The sequence below is a fragment of the Lentzea albida genome (assembly GCF_900111005.1).
Lineage (GTDB): Bacteria > Actinomycetota > Actinomycetes > Mycobacteriales > Pseudonocardiaceae > Lentzea > Lentzea albida.
Map to the genome: position 1 here is coordinate 253,052 of NZ_FOFV01000006.1, position 23,340 is coordinate 276,391.

Sequence of the window (23,340 nt, forward strand, 5' to 3'; positions counted from 1 at the left end):
CGCCGAATTGCTGGCCGGGGTAGCCGGTACTGGCCGCCACGGACCGCAGCCAGACCCAACTGCGAAGGTTATCAGGCAGAGCGCTCAGCGGCGCGCTGACGTGCGCAACCCCACCCGGTCCACGGGTGTGTAGACGCCGTCCGCGCTGCTCACGAGCACCGCTTCCGCCGGCTGCCACGGGCTGCTCAGGAACTCCGGCATCGGTTGTCCCTTGTACCCGTAGGCCACCGTCAGGTGCGCGAACCAATTGTCGTCCGCACCCGCTGCTCGTGCCAACTCATTTAACCCGCCGTGAATTCCCGCCCACAGGACTTCGCCCCGGAAGTTTCCGAAGTCCTTGAGCCGCAGTTGCGGGACCTCCAGCCCTTCGAGGGCCTTGAAGCGTTCGTGATCTGCGGTTTCGCCGTGGAAGCACAACGTGATGTGCCACTTCTCCGGCTTCGTCCACTCCACGTCGAGGCGGCGGTCCAGCACGGCGTCGAGCTCACCGACGACGTGCGCGGGCGGGTACAGCGCGGTGAAGAACGTCACCGGGGCGGCGGCCCCGCGGCCCGGATGGCGCGGCGGAACAGGTCGGCGATGGCCGGGAAGTCCTCGTGCAGGAGGTCGGCCGCCTGCTGCAGCTCGATCCGGTCGGCTACGCGGCGCAGCACCGGGTACGCGACGCTCTCGTCGCCGTTGACCGGCAACGAGTCGCGCGACACCGTCGGCTTGGACTCGCGCACCTCGTCCAGCGCGCGCTGCAACGCCTCCGGCGCCCCGGTCGCCACGTCCGGCGTGAGGATCTTGCGCTCCAGCATGATCAGCCGGGCGAGCACGGCGGGGTTGCCGATCTTGGCGCGCCGGCCGCTCATCACCTGGCTGAGCATCGGCGCGCTGATCCCGAGCACGTCCGCGAGCTGCGCCTGCGACACGTTGAAGGCCACGACCAGCCTGCGCACGCGGTCGCCCAGAGGCTCCCCGTACCACTCCCGTTGCAGGGCGAGGTTGCGCTGAACGATCTTGTGGTCCTCCACCTTGGCCTCTCCAGTAGCCCGCGCTCCGACCCGCATCCTGCCAGCCGGGAAGCGTTCAGATGCCCACTTCGCCTGATCTGACGGTCACGACTCGGCCAGCAGTTCCCTCGTTCGGTCTACGTCCCGGTGCATTTGTTCGAGCAGGGCCTCGACGGAGTCGTACTTCTCCATCTCCCGCAGCCTGTCCACGAAGTCGATGGCGACGCGTTGGCCGTAATAGTCCTCGTCGACGTCCAGCACGAACGCCTCGACTCGCCGCTCACGGCCGGAGAACGTCGGATTCGTCCCTACTGAGACGGCGGCCTTCAGGGTCTTGCCCTTGGCGTCGGTGAACCAGCACGCGTAGATCCCGTCCGCCGGAACGGCCGCGAACTTCGGCGTCGACAGGTTGGCGGTCGGGAACCCCAGGTCCTTGCCCCGCCCGTCGCCCTTGACGACGATCCCCTCGAGCCGGTGCGGCCTGCCCAGCGCCTCGGCCGCCGCTTTCACGTCGCCGGCGTCGATGCACGCGCGGATGTAGGTCGACGAGTACGTCACGTCGTCTGCGGACACCAGATCAGCCCCCTCGGTCACGAATCCGAACCGCTGCCCCAGCTGACGCAGCAACGCGACGTTACCGGCCGCCTTGTGCCCGAACGTGAAGTTCTCCCCCACCACGACGGCGGCCGCGTGCAGCTTCTCGACGAGCACCTCGTGGACGAACTCGTCCGCGGGCATCCGGCTCGTCTCCAGGCTGAACGGCACCACCACGAAGTGGTCGATGCCGAGCTCCTCGACGAGCTCCGAACGCCGTCGCAGCGTCGTGAGCTGCGCGGGGTGGCTGCCGGGACGCACCACCTCGGACGGGTGCGGGTCGAAGGTCATCAGCACGCTCGGCAGGCCGCGCTGCTCCGCGAGGCCGACGGCACGTCCGATCAGCGCCTGGTGGCCTTTGTGGACACCGTCGAACACGCCGATGGTGACGACGCAGCGGCCCCAGCCGCCGGGGAGGTGATCTAGTCCGCGCCAGCGTTGCACGGCGATCAGCCTACGACCCCGGCCGGTGCGCACGCCTGCCCGCCTCGGGAGACGGGCGGCACTCGGGCATCAGGCCGGGCTCAGCACCACCACGGGCTTGCACGCGGTGCCCTCGTCCTTGGCGAGCGCGATGACGTGCCCGTCCGGTCCGAACACCCCGTACGTGCCGTCGATCCCGCCCGCCCGCAGCCGCTGCCCGTGCGACAACGCCGACGCCTCGTTCGGGTCGATCTCCCGGCGCGGGAACGCCGTCGCGACCGCGGCGTCGAGGTCGAGCGACAGCCCGGGCGTCTCCTCCAGCTGCTGCAACGTCTTCGCCACGCGCAGGTCGAACGGCCCGACCCTGGTGCGCCGCAACGCACCCAGGTGCCCGCCGACCCCCAGCGCGGCACCCAGGTCACGCGCCAACGCGCGCACGTACGTGCCGGACGAACACTCGACCATCACGTCCAGAAGCACCTGCTTGTCCTCACGGCGCGAGAACAACACGTCGAACCGGTGCACCGTCACGGGCCGTGCGGGGATCTCCACGTCCTCACCCGCACGCACACGGGCATAAGCGCGCTTGCCGTCGATCTTCACCGCGGACACGGACGACGGCACCTGCTGGATCGGGCCGGTCAGCTTCGCCACCTCGGCGGCGATCGCGTCGTCGGCCACCCCGGAAGCGTCCTCAGTGGACAGCACCTCGCCCTCGGCGTCGTCCGTGGTGGTGGATGCGCCGAGCACGATCGTCGCCAGGTAGGCCTTGCTGTCGAGCGCCAGGTGGCCGAGGAGCTTCGTCGCGCGCTCGATGCCGAGCACGAGCACACCGGTCGCCATCGGGTCGAGCGTGCCGGCGTGCCCGACCTTGCGGGTGCCGAGGATCCTGCGCACACGCGCCACCACGTCGTGCGAGGTCATGCCGTCCGGCTTGTCGACGACGACCAGGCCCGGTGCAACAGAGGGTTTCACGGCCCGAAATCTTAAGCGACGTTCAGAGCGTCCCAACGGCGACGCCGGATCTGCACCGGCACGGTCTCCCCGCGCTCCTCCGCCTCGAACACCGCGGCACGCGCGCGCCGCCACCACACGAGCATCCGCCAGCCCCCCAGCACCAGCAGCGCCACGCTGAAGCAGAACGCGACCCGGAACGCCGTCACGGGCGCCAGCACGCCCTCGACGAGGTCCAGCAGCACGCCGATGCCGAGCGCCGAGACCGTCACCGCGAGGAAGCCGCCGACGTTCACCAGACCGCTCGCCGTGGACTGGCGGTGCGCCGGGTTGTAGTCGCGGGCCAGCGCGAACGCCACGCCCGAGATCGGCCCGCCCACCGTCAGCACCAGGAACACGACGGCGATGACCGGGGCCGGCACCTTCCCGCCCGGCCACAGCAGCAGCACGGCCCAGCCGGCCAGGGCGAACCCGAGGAAGCCGACCGAGATCGGCATCCGCCACTCGGGGTTGCGCGAGAACAGCCCGCCGATGACCGGTCCCGTCACGATCGCGCCGATCACGAGCAGGCCCAGCGTCGACGACGCGGCGTTGGGCGACATGCCCTGCGCCTGCACGAGGTACGGGTAGCCCCACAGCAGGCCGATGACGGCGGGGGTCGACATGGTGCTGAAGTGCGCCCAGAACCCGAGCCGGGTGCCGGGCACGCTCCACGCCTGCCGCACCTTCGGCCAGATCTCGCGCACCGGCACGGGTTCCGGCTTCGGCGCGGTGAACCCGGCGGGCACGTCCCGCACCCGCAGGAACGCGACGACCGAGTACAGCGCGGTCAGGCCGCCCGCGACGAGGAACGCCCACGTCCACCCGATCGAGCCGAGCAGCAGCGTCAGCGGCACGGTGGCGACGAGGTTGCCGACACCGCCGATCGTGGCCGTGATCGCGACGACGAACGAGTACTGGCGCGGCGGGAAGTGCGACGCGACGAGGCGGATCACGCTGATGAACGTCATCGCGTCACCCATGCCCAGCACGGCCCGCGCGACGAGCCCGAGGGCGTACGAGTCGGCGATCGCGAAGAGCAGCTGGCCGGTGCCCATGAGCAGGGCGGCGGCGGTGAGCACCCGGCGCGGCCCGTAGCGGTCCACTAGCAGGCCGGTCGGGATCTGCATGAGGGCGTAGACACCGATCTGCAGCACGGTGAAGACACCGAGCTGGGCGGGTCCGAGCCCGAAGCGTTCGCTCGCCTCCAGTCCGGCCACGCCGAGCGTGGTCCGGTGGAACAGGGCGGCGAAGTAGACGAGTACGGCGGTGGTCCAGATCAGCCACGAGGTACGGGTGGCGCGATCGACCGGCGGCAAGGCGGCACTCTCCCAGTTCAGAGGCGGGGCGGACATTAGTTACATCGCATCAAGCAACCTTCTTGGTAACGGTTTCATGCCGTGAAGCCGGACACAGCACCCGTTCGGGGACCTCTGCCGTGGGCCTGGTCACTACCGGACCGCGCCCTCCACGGCCCACTCCCCCGAGCGCGTCCGCCACACCACGGCCACGAGTCGCAGCAGCATGAACAGCGACAGGCCCGTCCAGATGCCGGCCAGGCCCCACCCGAACGCGTACGAGGCCCACACCAGCGGCAGGAACCCGGCCACGGCCGACCCGAGCGTCGCGGTCCGCATGAACTTCACGTCGCCGGCGCCCAGCAGCACGCCGTCCAGCGCGAACACCACGCCCGCGATCGGTTGCAGCGCAACGAAGAACCACCACGCGTGCGGGATCTCGGCCAGCACGCCCAGGTCCGTCGTGAACGCCCGCGGCAGCACGGTGACCAGCGCCGCGAACACGACCCCGAGCCCGATGCCGAACACCAGCCCGTACCGCGTGACCTGCCAGGCGAGCTTCTCGGCCTGCCTGCGCTTCGACGCCCCCAGCGCCGCACCCACGAGCGACTGCGCCGCGATGGCCAGCGAGTCGAGCACAAGTGCGAGGAACGTCCACAGCTGCAACACGACCTGATGGGCACCCAAGGCGCCGACGGACGTGCGTGCCGCCACAGAGGCCGCGCTGATGAAACACGCCTGGAACGCGAGGCTCCGCAACACCAGATCGCGCCCCATGCCGAGCTGTGCGCGCATGGAAGCCCAATGCGGCTTCAACGACACGTGCTCCGCGAACAACGCCTTGATGAAGAGCCCGGCCGAGAGCAGCTGCGCGACAACGTTGGCAATGGCCGAGCCCTCGAGCCCCCAGTCCGCGCCGTAGACGAGCGCGGGACACAGCACCGCGCTGATGCCGTTGCCGATCAGGATGTACTTCAACGGCCGTCGTGTGTCCTGAACACCGCGCATCCAGCCGTTGCCGGCCATCGTGACGAGGATGAACGGCGCGCCGAACAACGCGATGCGCACCCACGCCACCGCCGCGTCCGCCACCGCACCCGGCCCGGCGAGCAGTTCCGCCAAAGGCCGCCCGAACAACTGCCCCAGCACCACCACGAGCAGTCCGGCGGCGAACGCCAGCCACGTCGCCTGAACGCCCTCCTCGACGGCCTCCTGACGCCGTCCGGCCCCGTGCAACCGGGCCGTGCGCGCCGTCGTGCCGTACGAGAGGAACGTCAGCTGAGTGGACACCTGCGTGAGCAGCACACCGCCGATGGCGAGCCCGGCCAGCGGCACCGCCCCCAGGTGGCCGACCACCGCCGTGTCCACGAGCACGTACAACGGCTCGGCCGCCAGCACCCCCAGTGCGGGCACCGCCAGCCCGATCACCCGCCGAGCGGGAACCCGATCCTCCACCAGACGAACCCTAGTGCCGCGACAGCCGACCTTCGCCGCGTCTTCGACGCTCAGCGGGCCACCTCACGGCAGTCTGACCACCGAACACGGGGCAAAGGCCGGCTGTCGCGGCACTGGGCGCTCACAGCCCCCGCCGTGCGGTGATGCCACTCACGACCGTTGCGGCAGCCCGAACACCTGCTCGCGCGCCACGGCCAGCGCCGAGTGCAGCGCCCCCGAACGCACCGGCTTCGCGGTGATCTGCGCGAGGTGCACCGGAGTGCGCGGCACGACGAGCTTCAGCAGTTCGACGGCCACGAGGTCGCACAACGTCTCGCCGCCCGCGTGCGCCACCGCGCCGGACAACAGCACGAGCTCCGGGTCGAGCACGCACACGACGTTCGCGAGCCCGAGCGCGATCCGGTGCGCGAGAGCCGTGAGGAACGCCTTGCCCTCGGTGCCGGCGTTCAGGGCGTGCGCCACGGCGTCCAGCCCGGTCGGCGCGGAGATCCCGTACTCGGCCGCCAGCGCGACGATCGCGTCGCTGTCGACCTGGTCGCCGTAGCGGCCGCCCGGGATCTGCATGGAGTCGATCTCGCCCGCGCCGCCCGTGACACCGCGCAGCAGCGTGCCGTTGACCACGACCGCCGACCCGATCTCGTCCGCGGGCCAGAACAGCACGAAGTTGCGCACCCCGCTGGCGCGGCCGGAGCTCATCTCCTCCAGCGCGGCGAGGTTGATGTCGTTCTCGATCGACACCGGCACGCCGAGCAGCTCGCGCAACGTCGACGGCAGGTCGACGGCCTCGAGGCCCGGCAGGTGCGGCGCGAACCCGAGGTGCCCGGTCGCCGGGTCCACCGCACCGGGCGTCCCGACCACGACGTGCGACAACGCGTCGAGCGACAGGCCCGCCAGGACCGCCGCCTTCTGCACGGTCTCGCGGAAGACCGGGAGGGTGTTCTCCTTGGGCATCGGCGCGCTGTGCTCGGCCAGCAACGACCCGGTGATGTCCGCGATGGCCACGTCGATCAGCTCGGCCGACAGCGCCACCGCCGCCACGTGTCCGACGCCGCCGTTGACGGCCCACATCTGCGCACGCGGGCCGCGCCCACCCCCGCGCAACCCCGTACGGACGACCATGCCGTCCTCCTCGAGCCGCGCCAGCAGCTGGGCGGTGGCGGGCTTGGACAGCCCGATCACCTCTTCCAGCTCGGCCCGCGTCATCGCCCCGCTGCGCAGCAACGTCTCGATCGCGGCCCGGTCGTTGATCTCCCGCAGCAGCCGCGGGCTCCCTGTCCGTGTCATGACTCCACCCGCTCCAACGCGCCCTTGAGCGCGGCGACGACCTGCTCCGCGGTCCCGTCGAAGGTGAACCCGGCCGCCAGCCGGTGCCCGCCACCTCCGAGGACCTGCGCCACCTCACGAACGTCCACCCGGCTCACGGCCCGCAGCGACACGGACCAGAACCCGGGCCTGAGCTCCTTCACCACGGCCGCGACCTCGGCCTCGGAGGCGGAACGGACCACGTCGATCACGCTCTCGACCTCCTCGCTGCGCACCTCACGCGCGTCGTCGAGGCTCACGACCGCATGCGCGAGCCCCAGGCCGTGCGCCGCCTTCTGGTCAAGCTCCGCCTTGGCCAGTACGCGCGACAACATGCCGAGGTAGGCGAACGGGTGCGAGTCCATCAACGGACGCGTGACGGCGTACGCGTCCACTCCGGTCTCCAGCAGCCGCGCGGCGATCTTGTGCGCCTCCGGCCCGGCCTTGCGGAAGCCGCCGGTGTCGGTCACCAGCCCGGCGTACAGGCACCGCGCGATGGGCTCGTCGATCTCGACGTCCATCTCGTCCAGCAACCTGAGCGCGATGAGCGCCGTGGCCTCCGCCTGCGAGTCGACGCAGTGCAACGTCCCGTACCGCGTGTTCGACACGTGGTGGTCCACGACGACGACGGGGCCCGTGCAGTTCGTGACGCGGTCACCGAGCGGCCCGAGCCGTTGCACGCTGCCGGTGTCCATGACGACCAGGAACTCGGGCGCCTGCGGCACCTCGTCGCGGTGGACGAGCAACCCCGCGGTGTCCAAGGCCTTCAGGCTCTCGGGCACGGTCTCCGGCTCGCCGAACGCGACTCGCACCGCGACCCCGCGCCGGTGCAGCGCGAGCCCCACCGCCAGGGCGCTCCCGAGCGTGTCGGCGTCGGGGTTGATGTGACTGAGGAGGGTCACGTCACGGGCACCGGCCAGCAGTCGCGCGGCCTCGGCGATGGTGGTGCTCAGGTCGTCTGCCACAGGGAGACGTTAGCCGTTGACCGTCTCGAAGTGCGGTAGGGCACCCTCGGACAAGACAGTTTCCATCCGATTACGGCGGTGGTGTGCCGAGTGGACGATCGGGCCGGAAACGCCAGGGCGGACACGTCGCAACGTGTCCGCCCTGGTGTGAAGCCGTCCATCGAGGACTCGACCGCAAGAGGCCCAGCCCTCGCCGAGGACTCAGTCCTCGTCCTCGTCGTCTTCCTTCGGCGCCTTGTACGGGTCCGCCTCGCCGGCCGGAGAGGCACCCACCGCACGCCGAGCCACCTCGGCGTCCGCGGCCTGGGCCTTCGCCAGCAGCTCGTCCATCTTCCGAGCCGCGTCCGGCACGGTGTCGGTCATGAACGTCAGCGTGGGCGTGAACCGCACCCCGGTCTGCGCTCCGACCAGCGACCGCAACACGCCCTTGGCCTTCTCGAGGGCCGCGGCGGCACCGGCGTAGTCGGGCTCGGTGTCCAGGCGCTCACCGAGAACGGTGTAGTACACCGTCGCGTCGTGCAGGTCGCCGGTCACCTTGGTGTCGGTGATCGTGACCCGCGCCAGACGCGGGTCCTTCACCTCGTGCTCCAGAGCCGAAGCGACGATCTGCGAGATCCGCTTGGCGAGCTTGCGGGCACGTGCCGTGTCGGCCACGAGCCTCCCCTTCCTAGTCGTCCTCCGGCCCGACGAGACGCGTCCGGGCGGAGAGCAGTTCCAGTTCGGGCCGTCCCGCGACCAGCCTTTCACAGCCGGCCAGGACGTCCCTGACATGCGCCGCGTCGGCCGCGACGGCGGCGACGCCGATCAACGCCCGCCGGTGCAGGTCCTGATGACCCGCCTCGGACGCGGCGACCTCGAAGCGCTTGCGCAGTTCGGCCACGACGGGCCGCACCACCGAACGCTTCTCCTTCAACGAATGGACGTCGCCGAGCAACACGTCCAGTTCCAGAGCACCCACGTACATGGGCAAGATCCTCCAGAAGAAAGGGGTGCGGAGCCACCGGTTAAAACGGCTCCGCACCCCTCACGTCAACCGACTAGGCGCGCGGCTTCTCGCGCATCTCGAAGGTCTCGATGATGTCTTCCAGCTTGAGGTCGCTGTAGTTGCCGAGCGTGAGACCACACTCGAAACCTTCGCGGACCTCGGTGGCGTCGTCCTTGAACCGCTTGAGCGAGCTGATCGGGAGGTTCTCCGCGATCACCTTGCCGTCACGGAGCAGGCGAGCACGCGCGTTGCGGCGGATCTCGCCCGACAGGACCATGCAACCCGCGATCGTGCCGACCTTGGAGGACTTGAAGACGTCGCGGACCTCGGCGCGGCCGAGCTGGACCTCTTCGAACTCCGGCTTGAGGAGACCCTTGAGGGCCGCCTCGATCTCGTCGATCGCCTGGTAGATGACCGTGTAGTACCGGACGTCCACGCCTTCGCGGTTCGCGAGCTCGGTCGCCTTGCCCTCGGCCCGGACGTTGAAGCCCAGGACGATGGCGGAACCGGCCACGGCGAGGTTGATGTCGCCTTCGGTGATGCCACCGACACCGCGGTGGATCACGCGCAGCTCGACGTCGTCGCCGACCTCGATCTTCATGAGCGCGTCCTCGAGGGCCTCGACGGTACCCGAGTTGTCACCCTTGATGATCAAGGTGAGTGCCGAGGTCTCCTTCAGCGCTGCGTCCAGGTCCTCCAGGCTGACGCGCTTGCGCTTCGCCGCGTTGGCGGCGTTGCGGGTGCGGGCCTGACGACGCTCGGCGATCTGGCGGGCGACGCGGTCCTCGTCGACGACGAGGAACGAGTCACCGGCGCGCGGCACCGAGGTCAGACCGATGACCTGCACCGGACGCGACGGGGTCGCGTCGTGCACGTCGTCGCCGTGCTCGTCGACCATGCGGCGGACGCGACCGTACGCGTCACCCGCGACGATCGAGTCACCCACGCGGAGCGTTCCGCGCTGGACCAGAACCGTGGCGACCGGACCGCGACCGCGGTCGAGGTGCGCCTCGATCGCGACACCCTGGGCCTCCATGGCCGGGTTGGCCCGGAGGTCCAGCGACGCGTCGGCCGTCAACAGGATGGCCTCGAGGAGACCGTCGATGTTGATGCCCTGCTTCGCCGAGATGTCGACGAACATGGTCTCGCCGCCGTACTCCTCGGCGACCAGGCCGTACTCGGTCAGCTGCTGGCGGATCTTGGAGGGGTTCGCACCCTCCTTGTCGATCTTGTTCACCGCGACCACGATCGGCGCCTGGGCGGCCTGCGCGTGGTTGATCGCCTCGACCGTCTGCGGCATCACGCCGTCGTCAGCGGCGACGACGATGACCGCGATGTCGGTCGAGTTCGCACCACGGGCGCGCATGGCGGTGAACGCCTCGTGACCCGGGGTGTCGATGAAGGTGATGAGTCGCTCGTTGCCCTCGAGCTCCGTCCGCACCTGGTACGCACCGATGTGCTGCGTGATGCCGCCGGCCTCGCCCTCGTGCACCTTCGCCTTGCGGATGGTGTCGAGGAGTCGGGTCTTGCCGTGGTCGACGTGACCCATGACGGTGACGACCGGCGGGCGGACCTGCAGGTCCTCCTCGTCGCCGGCGTCCTCGCCGTAGGTGATGTCGAACGTCTCGAGCAGCTCGCGGTCCTCCTCCTCGGGGGACACGACCTGCACGACGTAGTTCATCTCGGAGCCGAGCAGCTCCAGGATCTCGTCGGACACCGACTGGGTCGCCGTGACCATCTCGCCCAGGTGGAAGAGCACCTGCACGAGCGACGCCGGGTTGGCGTTGATCTTGTCGGCGAAGTCGGTCAGCGAGGCACCGCGCGGCAGGCGGATCGTCTCGCCACTGCCCTTGGGCAGGCGGACGCCACCGACCGAAGGCGCCTGCATGTTGTCCATGTACTCCTGGCGCTTCTGCCGCTTGGACTTGCGTCCACGGCGCGCCGGACCACCCGGACGACCGAAGGCACCAGCGGTACCGCCGCGACCAGCGCCGCCACCGCCACCGGGACGACCGCGGAAACCGCCGCCACCGGCGGGTGCGCCGCCGCCACCACCGGCACCACCGGGACGGAAGCCACCGCCACCGCCACCGCCGCCACCGGGACGGAAGCCACCGCCACCGCCACCGCCGCCACCGGGACGGAAGCCACCGCCACCGCCACCGCCACCGCCGCCGCGGAAGCCGCCACCGCCGCCGCCCCCACCGGGACGACCGCCGCCACCGCCACCGCCACCGGGACGGCCACCGCCGCCACCAGGGCCAGGACGGTTACCGGCCGGACGGCCGGGCATCATGCCGGGGTTCGGCCGCGGGGGCATGTTGCCGGGGTTCGGGCGAGGACCACCCTGGCCCGGAGCCGGACGAGGACCGCCCTGACCGGGGCCGGGACGGCCGCCACCCTGCGCGGCAGCCGGACGCGGACCACCCTGGCCGGGCGCGCCACCGGGACGGGGCGTGGCCGGACGCGGGTCGCCGGGCTTCGGGCCGCCCGCGGGGCGGTCGCCGCCCTGCTCGGGCCGCGGGCCGGGACGAGGTCCAGGACGAGGCGCGGGAGCGTTGCCGCCACCGACGCCGAAGGGGTTGTTGCCCGGACGCGGGGCACGCGGACCCGCAGGCTTGGGGGCCTGCGTGCGCGGCGGCACCACGGACTGGGACTGCCCGCCGGCGGACGCGGCCGGAGCCTGCGGCTGCTGCTGGGGCGCTGCGGGCTGCTGCGGAGCCGGGCGCGGGCCCGGACGGGGACCGCCACCGGGCTTGGCGCCAGGTGCCGGGGCAGCCTTCGGGGCGGCCGGAGCCGACGCGGCGGGTGCCGGTGCGGCGGCCGGGGCCTGGGACTGCACGGGTGCCGGTGCGGGCGCCGCGGGAGCCGGAGTCTGCGCGGCAGAAGCTGCCGGAGCGGGCTTCGGGGCCGGCGGGCGCGGGGCGGCCGGACGGGGTCCGGGCATGCCCTTGGGCGCAGCGGGCTTGTCGGCCGCAGGCTTCGACTCCGCCGGTGCGGCGGGCGCTGCTGCGGCAGCGGGTGCGGGTGCCTTGGGCTTCGGAGCGGACGGCTTGGGGGCCGGCTTCGAAGACTTGGCCTCGTACGCGTCACGGAGCCGGCGGGCCACGGGGGCCTCGACGGTCGACGACGCGGACTTCACGTACTCGCCCTGTTCGGCGAGCTTGTTGAGAACTTCCTTGCTCGTAACACCGAGCTCTTTCGCGAGCTCGTGCACGCGGGCCTTGCCTGCCACTGCTCTCCTAGGTCGTGAGGCCGGCGGGCAAGTTCCCATCGACCTCGTCTTAACGTCGCGCGTTCATGTCTTCAGCTTCACGGCTGACTCATGACGGGTCGACCTGCTTCCTTGTTGCTTGCTGGCCCCGGGGCTGTCCCGCGGCCAAGTTCCCGTGCTGCTCCACGTGCTCGCGCAACGAAGCGACGTCGAGTGCTCCCTGGACCCGGAGGGCCCGCGAGAACGCCCGTCGCCGCTCGGCGTTGCGGAGACATTCGAGATCGAAATGCAACCAAGCACCCCGACCAGGAAGCCGCCGATGGACGTCCGGAACCACCGAACCGCCCACCGCGACCACTCGCAGCAGCTCAGACGGCAACGTCCGGGTACGGCATCCGATGCACGTTCGAACAGGGCCGATGCGCTGGGAGACCGAACCTGACGTTGAACCGTTGATAATTCTATCCCCTGGAGCTCATTCAGCCGAACCGGATGTGACCGCACCGGCGGCCGGAGCCTCCGCGTCACTGCGGATGTCGATGCGCCAACCCGTCAGGCGGGCGGCCAGACGGGCGTTCTGCCCCTCCTTGCCGATCGCCAGCGAGAGCTGGAAGTCCGGCACCACGACCCTGGCCGTCTTGGCCCGCTCGTCGAGCACCGTCACCGATACAACCTTCGCAGGTGACAAGGCATTCCCGACGAACGTGGCCGCGTCGTCCGAGTGGTCGATGATGTCGATCTTCTCGCCGCCGAGCTCGTGCATGACGTTGCGCACACGGGCGCCCATGGGGCCGATGCAGGCACCCTTGGCGTTCACTCCGGCAACCGTTGATTTCACCGCGATCTTCGAACGGTGACCTGCCTCACGTGCCACCGCGGGGATCTCCACGGTGCCGTCCGCGATCTCCGGGACCTCGAGGGCGAACAGCCGCCGCACGAGGTTCGGGTGGGTGCGCGAGAGGGCGATCTGCGGCCCGCGGGCGCCGCGGGAGACGCTCACGACGTAGCACTTGATGCGCTCGCCGTGGTTGTACTGCTCGCCCGGAACCTGCTCGGCCGGCGGCAGCACGCCCTCGGTGTCGCCCACCTGGACGACGACCATGCCGCGGGCGTTCGCGCGGGCGTCGCGCTGCACGACACCGGCGATGATCTCGCCCTCCTTGGCGGCGAACTCGCCGAAGGTGCGCTCGTGCTCCGCGTCGCGCAGGCGCTGCAGGATGACCTGGCGCGCCGTCGTGGCGGCGATCCGGCCGAAGCCCTCCGGGGTGTCGTCCCACTCCTCCTGGACCGCGCCGTCCGGCCCCAGGTCCTGCGCGAGCACGCGCACGACGCCGGTCTTGCGGTCGATCTCCACGCGCGAGTGCGTCGCGTGCCCTTCGGTGTGCTTGTAGGCGGTCAGCAGCGCTGACTCGATCGCCTCCAGGACCGTCTCGAAGGGGATGTCCTTTTCACGTTCGATCGCCCTCAGGGCGGCGATGTCGACGTTCACCTCGGCTCCTCCTCCGGTGCTTTCCGAGTGAGCCGAGCCAGTTCCTCGACCGGCGGCTGCTTGAACTCGATCTCCATGACCGCGCGTTCGATGTGTCGGTACTCCACGCGCCGCAGCTCGCCCTGGTGCAGCAGCTCGACCCCGGTCTCGTCGCACTGGCCCACCCGGCCGAACCACTCGGCCTTCTCGGGCTGCTTGACCTTCACGAGACGCAGGTGCGCGCGCTTCCAGTGGCGGGGGCGGGTGAGCGGGCGGTCCACACCCGGCGAGGTGACCTCGAGGGTGTACGGCCCGTTGATGATGTGGTCGTGCTCGTCGAGTGCGGCGGAGACCACGCGGCTCGCCTCGGCGACCTCGTCGAGCCCGATGCCGTCCTCACCGTCCACGACGACCTTGACCAGACGGCGGCGCCCAGCCTGATTCACGTCGAGCGCGTCGAGGTCGAAGCCGACGGCTTCGAGAGCTTCCCGCACAACGGGTGCTAGCTGCGCGGAAAGCTCTCCGCGCGGCGGGCTGGACACGTGGTGTCTCCTTCAGTTCGAACGCATGAAAACCCCGGCCGACGCTGTTTCCGGCGGCCGTGGACGACCAGACTATCTCGTTCGCCCACCTCCCACCGACCCGCAGGGCTGCTGGCAACATGGGTCGCGTGATCTCCGAATCGGTCAGCCGCCGCCGTGTGCTGCTCGCGGTGGCCGCCGCACCGCTCGCCGTTGCGTGCACCACAGAACCGCCGCCGCCACCGCCTCCGGACCCGCTGGCGGCCCTGGCCGCGCAGGCCCGTGCGGACGCCAGGCTGGCCGAGGGGCTGACGGCGGTGCCCGCCGCCGCGGAGATCGCGAAGGCCCGCGGGACGCACGCCTCGTTGTTGCAGGCGGAGGTCGACCGGGAGCGCCCGCCGCTGTCGTCCACGGCACCGCCCGCGCCCACCGCGCCGCCCACACCGCCGGACCCGCTGGCGGCCCTGCGCACGTCGCTCGACGAGGCGGTCCGCGAGGCCTCGGCCCTCGTCGCCTCGCTGCCCTCCTATCGCGCGGGCCTCGTCGGCTCGGTGGCCGCCGGCTGCGCGTCGCTGCGGGAGGTGCTCGGATGAACGTGGACGCCGTCCAGACCGCGCTCGGCACCGAGCACGCGGCGTTGTGGACCTACGGGATGGTGTCGGCGTTCCTGGGCGACCAGACCGCGGCCGCCGTCGCGGAGGGCGCGAACCTGCACCGGGCCCGCCGGGACACGACCGAGCGGTGGCTGCGCGACCACAGCGCCACCCCGAACCCGCCCGCGGCCGCCTACCTGCCGCCGTCACCGGTGTCCGACGGTCCCTCGGCGCTCGCCGCGCTGGTGGCCGTCGAGCAGGACACGTGCGCCGCGTGGCGCGGGGTCCTCGAGCGGACCGACGACCAGGGGCTGCGCACGTCGGCGCTGGAGGCGTTGACGACCGCGGCCGTGCGGGCGACGCGCTGGCGGAAGGCGGCGGGCACGACCCCGGCGTCCATCACGATGCCGGGCGTCGCCTCCGGTTAGGCGTGCGGCCCGGTCGCGGGCCGCCTGCTCCCGGTCAGTTCCCGAACGAGGACGCGAGCCTGATCGCGTCCGCGGAGACCTTCTTCATCTCCTTGTTGTGCGTGAGCGCGTCCGCGCCCTTGCTCGGCGAGTCGGACTCGACGATCACGACCAGCTGGTCGCGCTGCTCGGAGGCGTAGCCGCCGTTGGCCAGCGTGGTCAGCGGCGGGACGCTGATGGCCTTGTCCAGCACCAGGTCCTTGACGTTCCCGGTGCCGTCCTTCTGGGTCAGCTCGCGCAGCTGGCGTGCCTCGTCGGCCGTCTTCATCTTCACCACGGACACCGACGAGTACACGGTGCGGCCGTCCGGCAGCGTGGCCGTGTAGAACGCCCTCGTGAGCTGCAGGCACGGCGTGGTCTTGAAGAACGCCTGCGTCTGGCTCGTCGCGTGGGCGGCGCAGTCGCTGTCCTTCACCGGCTCCGGGAGCTCGGGCACGGTGGTGAACTCGAACTCCCCCGCGGTCTTCTGCGGCTGGGCGACCTGCTTGTCCACCGGGTCCGACGGCTGCAGCACCCACCAGACGAGCCCCGACACCACCGCGACACCGACGAGTGCCAGCGCCCTGCCCACCCACGTGCTCTTGCGCACGGGCGGGGGTGGCGGAGCGGGCACGTGCCCCTGGCGGTTGTCCATGATCGACTGCAGCTTCATCAGCTCGTCGGCCGGGTACAACGGCGCGGTGTCGGTGGGCCTCGGTGGGAAGCGAGGCAGGTTCTGGGTCACCTCTTCAGGTGACTGGCGTGGTTCCGACACAAGGACCCACGGTAACGGACGGCAGTCAGCTGAGCGCTTCGAGCACCCGATCAACGTCCTCGATCGTGTTGTACATGTGACATGCGTACCGCGTGCGACCTGCGCGGACCGAGGCGACCACACCCTGGGCGGGCGGCGTGTCGACCGAGACGATCGCCGAGCCGTTGGGAGGCAGCCCCAGTCCGGTCAGGAGGCGATCCGTCAGGCCCACGCAGTGCGCGCGCACGGCTTCGAGGTCCACAGAGGCCAGCCACGGGAGCGCGACCGCCGCGCCGACGTGCGAGGACCACGTCGGTGAGAGGTCGAACCGCCGTGCGTCCGAACGGAGCACCAGTTCCGTGCCGTAGTTCTCGCCCGTGCTGTACCAGTTGGCCGCCAACGGCTTGAGGAACTCCATCCGGTCCGGACGCACCGCCATCCAGGCCGCGCCGCGCGGCGACATCAGCCACTTGTAGGCCACGCCGACGACGAAGTCGGCCCACGCCAGCGACAACGGCATCCACCCGGCGGCCTGCGACACGTCGAGCAGCACCGGTTTGCCGGACGCCTTCAGCGCGTCGAGGTCCGCGATCCTGCCGTCCGAGGACTGGACCAGGCTCAGCGCCACCAGATCCGCCTCGTCCACAGTGGACGCGATCCGGTGTCCGGCCGCGACGAACGGCAGCGTGACGCTGGTGAAGTCGCCGGGGTCGACGTACACCTTGGAGCCCGAGGGCAGCGACTGCGCGACCAGCGACACGAACTGCGACACCGTGGCTCCACAGGCGACCGAGGTCGCGGGCACCCCGACCAGCCGCCCGAAGCCCTCGCGGGAGGTCTCCACGGCGTCGTTGAACGTGGACGACGTGTCCTCGCCGCGCCGCCACCGTTCGTGCGAGGCCATCACCGCGTCGGCGACGTGCCGTGGAGGCACCCCGATGGACGCCGTGTTCAGGTAACCGGGCTGGACGTCGAAAACCGCTCCGAAGGCCTCACGCATGCGTGAGCTGCTTGTCGCGCTTGCGTCGCGCGTAGACCTGCTTCTTCACCCGTGCGATCACGGCCCCATCCTGCCCGACGACGTCCGTGTCGAACCAGATCAAGGCCTTCTCGGTGCCCCTGGTCCGCTCCAGCACCTGCTCTACGTGCTCGTCGGTCAGCCGGAACTCGGCGCGCACCGTGCCGCGGCCGGGGGCCACGAACTCGATCTCACCGGCCTGGTCCCACACCACGTGCTCGCCCTTGAGCTGGTTGAACAGCAGCAACACCCAGAACGGGTCGGTCATCGCGAACAGCGAGCCGCCGAAGTGGGTGCCGAAGAAGTTGCGGTTCCACGGGCGCAGACGCATCCGCACACGCGCGTACCGGTAGTCCGCGGAGATCTCCTCGACGCGGATGCCGGCGAACAGGAACGGCGGCCACAGGTTCATCCCGAAGCGCAGGCGGCTTGCCTTCATAAAAAACAGTGTTACACAACGCCCGTCAGACTGTCCGCAACTTCTTCCGGCGACGGCGTGTGACGTATCTCCCGAGCTATCTGACCAGCGGCTTCCCTGTAGGACGAGTCGGCGAACAGCCGCCGCACGCAGTCCACGATCGGCCCGGCGCTGAACGCACCCGGCCGCAACGCCGCGCCGGCGGCCACGAGCGCGTCGGCATTGCTGGACTGATCGGCCCCCTGCGGCAGCACGACCTGGGGCACGCCCGCGACGAGAGCGCCGAGCATCGTGCCGCTGCCGCCGTGGTGCACGGCGACGTCCGCGTACCGGAGCACCTCCGCCTGGGGCAGCCACGGGTGGACCGTCACGTTCGGCGGCAGGTTCCCGAGCTCGACGTGCGGCGCGGCCACGACCACCTGCGCCTCGGTGAGCCTGCCGAGCCCCACGACCGCCTCCGCGAGCAGCTCCCGCGTGCCGAACGCCGTGCCGAGCGTGAGGTAGACCAGTTTCCCGGCGGTGCGGTCCGGCACGTGACCGGGCGGCGAGAACGGCACGGCGCGCAACGGGATCCGGTCCTCCTTCAGGAAGCCGGGGTCCTGCAGCGAGGGCGGGCAGATGTCGAGGTGCCGTCCGCCGGTGGGCCGCACGAGCCCGATGCCGTCGGGGAACATCCGCCCGAACCCGTGCCACAGCGCGGGAAAGCCGCGGCGGCGGGCCTCGGAGACGACCTCGGGCACCGCCCACTCGCCGATCACGAGGTCGGGCAGCAACCGCTCCAGCTCCTGCGCGATGTCCTCGGCGTAGATCTCGCCGAACACGAGCCCCGGCCGGAACGGCCGCAGCCCGAGCTTCCCGAGCACCGGGTGCATGTCCTCGCCGACCGCGAAGTGCACCTCGTGCCCGGCTTTGCGCATCGCCTGCGCCAGCGGGATCAACGGGTACGTGTGGCCGGGGGTGGCCACGCTGGCGAAGAGCACGCGCATGTCCGTGACGATACTGAGTCCTCATGGGAACCCACCGCGACAAGATGATCAACGGCGAGCCCTACCTGCCGGCGGATCCCGAGCTCGACGCGATGCACGAGATCCTCAAGGGGTTCGTGGCGGAGATCGGCGAGAACACGACGTTCCTGCAGCGCCTGCAGATCGAGTACGGCTACAACACGCGCGTCGGCGCCGGTAGCGTCGTGACGCGCGATCTGCCTGCTCACGTGCTCGCAGTCGGCAATCCCGCACGGGTGGTTCGTAAGATCTGAGGTCATGCGCAGCGAGGAGATCCAGATCCGCACCGGCTCCGACGAAGTCGTGTACGACCTCACCCGGGACTGCCAGCGGTTCCTCGACAGCGAGGACGGCGACGGCCTGCTGCACGTGTGGGTGCCCCACGCGACGGCGGGCGTCGCCGTCATCGAGACCGGCGCGGGCAGCGACGACGACCTGCTGACCGCGTTGGAGCGCATCCTGCCCCGCGACGTGAAGTGGCGGCACCGGCACGGCACCCCCGGCCACGGCCGTGACCACGTGATGCCCGCGCTGGTGCCGCCTTACGCGACGATCCCGGTTCTAGGCGGTGTGCTGACGCTCGGCACGTGGCAGTCCATCTGCCTGGTCGACACCAACGTCGACAATCCCGTCCGCACGGTCCGTCTGAGCTTTCTTGCCGGCTAGCAGCAGCACGACGCCCAGGAGCGCGATCCCGCCGAACACCCACCACTCGGTGCTGACGGACCCGTCGTACAGGAGGCTGCGCAGGCCTTCCGCCGAGAACCGGAACGGCGTCCACGACCACAGGACCGCCCTGTAGACGGGGTTGAGCAGCTCCGGCACCTGGCCCGCGACGGCCGGCGCCATCAGGTAGAGCAGGCCGAGGACGCCCATCGCGCGGATGCCGAGGTGCTTGAACAGCCCGGCCTGCAGCAACGCGAACGCCGTGGCGACGGCGAGCAGGAACGCGAACGTCGGCACGTTCAGCGTGACGCCCCACCACGCCAGCAGTCCCGCGGTCGAGCCGGTGACGAGGACGGCGGCGGCCGTCGCCGAAAGCCACCTGAGGTCGCGGCCCTTCAGCACCACGAACAGCAGTCCGGCCACCATTCCCCCGACCCACAGCAGCGCACTCGCGGCGAGCGGCGCGGTGCGTTCGGCGGCGGACACGGCCTGGGTCTCGGTCCTGACCGGCAGCCCCGCGCCCTGCGCGACACCGGTCAGCACCTGTTGCGCGACCTGCGTGCCGGACGGGTTGACGGCGGGGTTCAGCCGGATCGTCGCCTGGCCGGGCGCGATCTCCAGCACCCCGTAGACCTCCTTGTCCCGCAGGAGGTTCCGGGCCTCGTCCGCGGACACGACCCTGATGTCGACCTCGGCCGAGTCGGCGGCCTGGACCCTGTCCGCGACCGGCGGAGGTGCGACGACGGCGAGCGGGACGTCGTGCGGGTGCACGGTCGCCTGCACGCCGAAGGTGAGCAGTCCCAGGAGAAAGGCCACCACCGCGCCTGCGACGGCGGTGACGAGGGCGGTGCGCATCATCTGCCTCCTTTGTTCATCACGCGTTGAATTTAACGCGCACAGTACGCCCGTCGCGTTCGCCAGGTCAACGCTTGATGAATTAAGCCGCTGTCAGACCCACCAGGTACCGTTTCGCCCGTGACGTACCCAGGTGGCGGCGGGCAGGGCGGCTGGAACGACCAGCAGGGCTGGGGCCAGCAACAACAGGGTGATTACCAGAGCGGCGGCTACCCCACGGGCGGCTACCAGACCGGGGGCTACCCGCAGACCGGTGGCTTCCCGCAGCAGGGCGGCTTCCCGGACCAGGGCCAGTTCCCGCAGCAGGGCTACGGCGGGTACGGCGGCCTCGGCGTGTACGGCGGCTTCGACAACGAGCCGCCGAAGAGGAACAAGACGCTGTGGCTGGTCATCGGCGCCGTGGTCCTGGTGCTGCTCGTGGGCGGCGGCCTCACGTGGCTGCTGCTCTCGAAGCAGAACTCGGGTGACAACACCGCCCAGCCGACCACGTCCACGACGTCCAGCACCACCGCGCAGCCGACCGACGGCCCGTGCCCGAAGAACGAGGGCACGCAGTGCGTCGAGACGGCGCTCGGCTACAACTACGTGGTCCCGAAGACCTGGGACATCATCGCCGACGCCAAGGTGCCGGTCGAGGCCATCCCGGGCATCTCGCTGTCCGGCATCGCCACCTACGGCGACTACACCTGCGAGGGCAAGCCGTTCACGAAGGGCACCAACGGCGGCACGCTGCTCCCGAAGAGCGACATCACCAAGGCGGCCACCGACTTCACCAAGGCCCTCGCCACGCAGTACTACTCGTCGGGCGGCGACCCCAAGGTCACCACGACCGAGCCCAAGCCGGTGAAGATCCAGCACACCCAGAAGGACGGCAAGAAGGTCACCATCGAGGGCGTGCAGATCGACGCCACCGTCACGCAGACCGGCAACAAGTGCCTGGCCAGCAAGGGCATGGTCAAGGTCGTGGTCCTCAACGGCAGCAGCAAGCTCCACGTGCTCGCCGTGAACGGCGACCTGGAGGGCGGCGGAGGCGGCGCCACCCCGCCCCTGCCGAAGGAGGCCGACCTCCAGAAGATGGTCGACTCCCTGATCCCGACCTCGTAACCCGGCACCCGCGCCGCCGCGTCTCCAGGCCGAACGCCACCACCCGGCCTGGAGCCGTTGCCCCACGCCGAGATGCCGCGGCGCCGGCTGCGCCGGTTCTTTCCCGCGGTGCGGCCGCTCGGCCTCCCGCAGTGCGGGAAAGAGCCGGCGCTCCAGCCCTCACAAGCGGTGCAACCCACCCCGAAGCAGTGTCCCGTGCCAACCACTCAGCCTGCACCAGCTCCTACACCCGGTCTCCCGCAGTCCGCCCCACAAGCCGCGCCGCCCCGCAGCACCGCCTCGCGCCAGCCCTCACAAGCCGCGCGAACCCCACCCCCGTCAGGCCCACCGCCGCGCGCCTTCACCGTGCCGCCCCACTCCCCCACAAACGCCGAACGCCGGGCCGCGCCCCAAGCGCAACCCGGCGTTCGCCACGAACCTCAGCCCTTGACGACCTGCACCAGGTGGTCAACGGCCTCCGCCACCGGAACCTCCACCCGCTCACCCGAGCGGCGGTCCTTGACCTCGACGTTGCCGTCCTTCAGCCCCCGCCCGACCACCAGGATCGTCGGGATGCCCACGAGCTCGGCGTCCGCGAACTTCACGCCGGGGCTCGCCTTGCGGTCGTCCAGCAGCACCTTGAGACCCTTGGCGCTGAGTTGCTTCGCGAAGTCCTCGCCCGCGGTCAGCAGCGTCTCGTCCTTGCCGGCCACCACGACGTGGACGTCGGCGGGCGCCACGTTGCGGGGCCAGATCAGGCCGCGCTCGTCGTGCGACTGCTCCGCGATGGCCGCGACGAGCCGCGAGACGCCGACGCCGTACGAGCCCATGGTGATGCGGACCGGCTTGGAGTCCGGGCCGAGCGCGTCGAGCGAGAACGCGTCCGCGTACTTGCGGCCCAGCTGGAAGATGTGGCCGATCTCGATGCCGCGCGCGGCGACCAGCACGCCCTTGCCGTCCGGCGACGCGTCGCCCTCGCGGACCTCGGCGACGTCGATGACGCCGTCGGGCGTGAAGTCGCGGCCCACCACCAGGTCGACGACGTGGTGGTCGGCCTTGTCGGCGCCGGTCACCCACGCGGTGCCCTTGACGACGCGGGGGTCGGCGAGGAAGCGGATGCCGTTGGCCTGGATCGCGCCCGGGCCGATGTACCCCTTGACCAGGAACGAGTTCTTGGCGAAGTCGGCCTCGTCGACCATCGCGACCTCGGCGGGCTCCAGTGCCGCCTCGAGGCGCTTGAAGTCGACCTCGCGGTCACCGGGGACGGCGACGGCGAGCAGCTCCCAGTCCTTCTGACCGGGCTGCTTGGTCTTGACCAGGACGTTCTTCAACGTGTCCGCCGCGGTGAACTTGCGGTCGGTGTTGGCGTTGAGGAAGTCCACCAGCGTCTCGATGGTGGGCGTGGCCGGCGTGTGGTGCACCTGCGCGGCGGGCTTGTCGTCGATCGACTGCTCGGCGGGCACGGGGGTCGCGACGGCCTCCACGTTCGCCGCGTAGCCCGACTCGGTGCTGCGCACGAACGTGTCCTCGCCCGTCTCGGCGACGGCGAGGAACTCCTCCGACGCCGAGCCGCCCATCGCGCCGGACGTGGCGGAGACGATCACGTACTCCAGGCCGAGCCGGTCGAAGATGCGGATGTAGGCGTCGCGGTGGTCCTTGTAGGACTGGCTCAGGCCCTCGTCGGTGAGGTCGAACGAGTACGAGTCCTTCATCAGGAACTCGCGGCCGCGCAGGATGCCCGCACGGGGACGCGCCTCGTCGCGGTACTTGGTCTGGATCTGGTACAGCGTGACGGGGTAGTCCTTGTACGAGCTGTACTCGCCCTTCACGGTGAGGGTGAACATCTCCTCGTGCGTGGGACCGAGGAGGTAGTCGGCGCCCTTGCGGTCCTTGAGGCGGAACAGGTTGGGGCCGTACTCCTCCCACCGGTTCGTCGCCTCGTAGGGCTCCTTGGGCAGCAGCGCGGGGAACTGGATCTCCTGCGCGCCGAAGGCGTCCATCTCCTCGCGGACGACGGCCTCGATGTTGCGCAGGACCTTGAGCCCCAGCGGCAGCCAGGTGTACCCGCCCGGCGCGACGCGGCGGACGTAGCCGGCGCGCACCAGCAGCTTGTGGCTGGGCACTTCGGCGTCCGCCGGATCCTCGCGAAGGGTGCGCAGGAACAGCGACGACATCCTGGTGATCACGGTGGGTACTCCTCGTTCACGGGCAGTTGAAACAGCGTACTGGTTGGGCGTTCCCCGAAATCGCGCGCGGTGCTCTGCGTGGGCTCTGACCTGCGGCGACAGAA

At 70.6% G+C, this 23,340-nt stretch carries 25 protein-coding genes; 5 read left to right on the forward strand and 20 right to left on the reverse strand.

What is annotated here, in order from left to right:
- Window positions 1–84: 84 nt before the first annotated feature.
- From BMY74_RS18050 to rimP, 14 genes are all read right to left on the reverse strand, one after another.
- Window positions 85–531, reverse strand: a complete 447-nt coding sequence (locus tag BMY74_RS18050; RefSeq protein WP_089917390.1) for a 2'-5' RNA ligase family protein — start codon at window positions 529–531, stop codon at window positions 85–87.
- On the reverse strand, window positions 528–1,016 hold the full coding sequence (locus tag BMY74_RS18055) for a helix-turn-helix domain-containing protein (protein WP_089917391.1): 489 nt from the start codon (window positions 1,014–1,016) through the stop codon (window positions 528–530). The genes BMY74_RS18050 and BMY74_RS18055 overlap by 4 nt, the downstream gene beginning before the upstream one ends.
- A gap of 84 nt (window positions 1,017–1,100) precedes the next feature.
- Complete coding sequence (locus BMY74_RS18060) at window positions 1,101–2,033, reverse strand: bifunctional riboflavin kinase/FAD synthetase (RefSeq protein ID WP_089917721.1); 933 nt, start codon at window positions 2,031–2,033, stop codon at window positions 1,101–1,103.
- 69 nt (window positions 2,034–2,102) lie between these two features.
- Window positions 2,103–2,987, reverse strand: a complete 885-nt coding sequence (gene truB, locus BMY74_RS18065; RefSeq protein WP_256557387.1) for a tRNA pseudouridine(55) synthase TruB — start codon at window positions 2,985–2,987, stop codon at window positions 2,103–2,105.
- A gap of 11 nt (window positions 2,988–2,998) precedes the next feature.
- Window positions 2,999–4,360: an MFS transporter gene (locus BMY74_RS18070; RefSeq protein ID WP_089917393.1), complete on the reverse strand. Its 1,362-nt coding sequence runs from the start codon at window positions 4,358–4,360 to the stop codon at window positions 2,999–3,001.
- A gap of 96 nt (window positions 4,361–4,456) precedes the next feature.
- Window positions 4,457–5,761 (reverse strand): MATE family efflux transporter, encoded by a 1,305-nt coding sequence (locus tag BMY74_RS18075; RefSeq protein WP_089917394.1) that lies wholly within the window; start codon window positions 5,759–5,761, stop codon window positions 4,457–4,459.
- Window positions 5,762–5,908: 147 nt separating this feature from the next.
- Window positions 5,909–7,042, reverse strand: a complete 1,134-nt coding sequence (locus BMY74_RS18080) for an ROK family transcriptional regulator (protein WP_089917396.1) — start codon at window positions 7,040–7,042, stop codon at window positions 5,909–5,911.
- Window positions 7,039–8,025: a DHH family phosphoesterase gene (locus tag BMY74_RS18085; RefSeq protein WP_089917397.1), complete on the reverse strand. Its 987-nt coding sequence runs from the start codon at window positions 8,023–8,025 to the stop codon at window positions 7,039–7,041. The genes BMY74_RS18080 and BMY74_RS18085 overlap by 4 nt, the downstream gene beginning before the upstream one ends.
- Before the next feature lie 201 nt (window positions 8,026–8,226).
- Complete coding sequence (gene rbfA, locus BMY74_RS18090) at window positions 8,227–8,679, reverse strand: 30S ribosome-binding factor RbfA (protein ID WP_089917399.1); 453 nt, start codon at window positions 8,677–8,679, stop codon at window positions 8,227–8,229.
- Window positions 8,680–8,692: 13 nt separating this feature from the next.
- On the reverse strand, window positions 8,693–8,989 hold the full coding sequence (locus BMY74_RS18095; protein ID WP_089917400.1) for a DUF503 domain-containing protein: 297 nt from the start codon (window positions 8,987–8,989) through the stop codon (window positions 8,693–8,695).
- A 73-nt stretch (window positions 8,990–9,062) separates the two neighbouring features.
- Complete coding sequence (infB, locus tag BMY74_RS18100; protein ID WP_089917401.1) at window positions 9,063–12,245, reverse strand: translation initiation factor IF-2; 3,183 nt, start codon at window positions 12,243–12,245, stop codon at window positions 9,063–9,065.
- An 88-nt stretch (window positions 12,246–12,333) separates the two neighbouring features.
- A complete protein-coding gene (locus BMY74_RS18105; RefSeq protein WP_425434841.1) occupies window positions 12,334–12,582 on the reverse strand; it encodes a YlxR family protein in 249 nt (82 codons plus the stop codon).
- A gap of 117 nt (window positions 12,583–12,699) precedes the next feature.
- Complete coding sequence (gene nusA / locus BMY74_RS18110) at window positions 12,700–13,713, reverse strand: transcription termination factor NusA (RefSeq protein ID WP_089917404.1); 1,014 nt, start codon at window positions 13,711–13,713, stop codon at window positions 12,700–12,702.
- The gene (gene rimP, locus BMY74_RS18115) at window positions 13,710–14,234 is read right to left on the reverse strand and encodes a ribosome maturation factor RimP (RefSeq protein WP_089917406.1); all 525 of its coding nucleotides are present in this window, start codon (window positions 14,232–14,234) and stop codon (window positions 13,710–13,712) included. Before rimP ends, nusA begins: the two co-directional genes overlap by 4 nt.
- A gap of 128 nt (window positions 14,235–14,362) precedes the next feature.
- Here rimP and BMY74_RS45095 point away from each other — a divergent pair, with 128 nt between their 5' ends.
- Together BMY74_RS45095 and BMY74_RS45100 are read left to right on the forward strand one after the other, a co-directional pair.
- The gene (locus BMY74_RS45095; RefSeq protein ID WP_245786203.1) at window positions 14,363–14,806 is read left to right on the forward strand and encodes a hypothetical protein; all 444 of its coding nucleotides are present in this window, start codon (window positions 14,363–14,365) and stop codon (window positions 14,804–14,806) included.
- Window positions 14,803–15,234 (forward strand): ferritin-like domain-containing protein, encoded by a 432-nt coding sequence (locus BMY74_RS45100; protein WP_177229802.1) that lies wholly within the window; start codon window positions 14,803–14,805, stop codon window positions 15,232–15,234. Before BMY74_RS45095 ends, BMY74_RS45100 begins: the two co-directional genes overlap by 4 nt.
- Before the next feature lie 34 nt (window positions 15,235–15,268).
- Here the strand turns inward: BMY74_RS45100 and BMY74_RS18125 are convergent, their stop codons facing one another.
- Genes BMY74_RS18125 through BMY74_RS18140 form a run of 4 tightly spaced genes read right to left on the reverse strand, consistent with a single transcriptional unit; the run spans window position 15,269 to window position 18,428 of the window.
- Entirely contained in the window at window positions 15,269–15,997 is a 729-nt protein-coding gene (locus BMY74_RS18125) for a hypothetical protein (protein ID WP_089917408.1), read from the reverse strand.
- Between the two features lie 55 nt (window positions 15,998–16,052).
- The gene (locus BMY74_RS18130; protein ID WP_089917409.1) at window positions 16,053–17,006 is read right to left on the reverse strand and encodes an aminotransferase class V-fold PLP-dependent enzyme; all 954 of its coding nucleotides are present in this window, start codon (window positions 17,004–17,006) and stop codon (window positions 16,053–16,055) included.
- Window positions 16,999–17,463, reverse strand: coding sequence for a DUF4442 domain-containing protein (locus BMY74_RS18135; protein ID WP_089917411.1), 465 nt, complete (start codon window positions 17,461–17,463; stop codon window positions 16,999–17,001). Before BMY74_RS18135 ends, BMY74_RS18130 begins: the two co-directional genes overlap by 8 nt.
- Before the next feature lie 11 nt (window positions 17,464–17,474).
- The gene (locus BMY74_RS18140; RefSeq protein WP_089917412.1) at window positions 17,475–18,428 is read right to left on the reverse strand and encodes a glycosyltransferase; all 954 of its coding nucleotides are present in this window, start codon (window positions 18,426–18,428) and stop codon (window positions 17,475–17,477) included.
- 23 nt (window positions 18,429–18,451) lie between these two features.
- Here BMY74_RS18140 and BMY74_RS47015 point away from each other — a divergent pair, with 23 nt between their 5' ends.
- Together BMY74_RS47015 and BMY74_RS18150 are read left to right on the forward strand one after the other, a co-directional pair.
- Window positions 18,452–18,700 (forward strand): maltose acetyltransferase domain-containing protein, encoded by a 249-nt coding sequence (locus tag BMY74_RS47015; RefSeq protein ID WP_143091606.1) that lies wholly within the window; start codon window positions 18,452–18,454, stop codon window positions 18,698–18,700.
- Between the two features lie 4 nt (window positions 18,701–18,704).
- Window positions 18,705–19,112, forward strand: a complete 408-nt coding sequence (locus BMY74_RS18150; protein WP_089917414.1) for a YjbQ family protein — start codon at window positions 18,705–18,707, stop codon at window positions 19,110–19,112.
- Here BMY74_RS18150 and BMY74_RS18155 read toward each other — a convergent pair.
- Entirely contained in the window at window positions 19,008–19,970 is a 963-nt protein-coding gene (locus BMY74_RS18155; RefSeq protein ID WP_089917416.1) for a YhgE/Pip domain-containing protein, read from the reverse strand. The two genes, BMY74_RS18150 and BMY74_RS18155, sit on opposite strands and share 105 nt — an antisense overlap.
- 117 nt (window positions 19,971–20,087) lie before the next feature.
- On the opposite strand from BMY74_RS18155, the gene BMY74_RS18160 reads away from it, so the two are divergent.
- Window positions 20,088–21,071 (forward strand): DUF8017 domain-containing protein, encoded by a 984-nt coding sequence (locus BMY74_RS18160; RefSeq protein WP_089917417.1) that lies wholly within the window; start codon window positions 20,088–20,090, stop codon window positions 21,069–21,071.
- A gap of 419 nt (window positions 21,072–21,490) precedes the next feature.
- Here BMY74_RS18160 and BMY74_RS18165 read toward each other — a convergent pair whose 3' ends face one another.
- Entirely contained in the window at window positions 21,491–23,236 is a 1,746-nt protein-coding gene (locus BMY74_RS18165) for a proline--tRNA ligase (protein ID WP_089917419.1), read from the reverse strand.
- Window positions 23,237–23,340 lie beyond the last annotated feature (104 nt).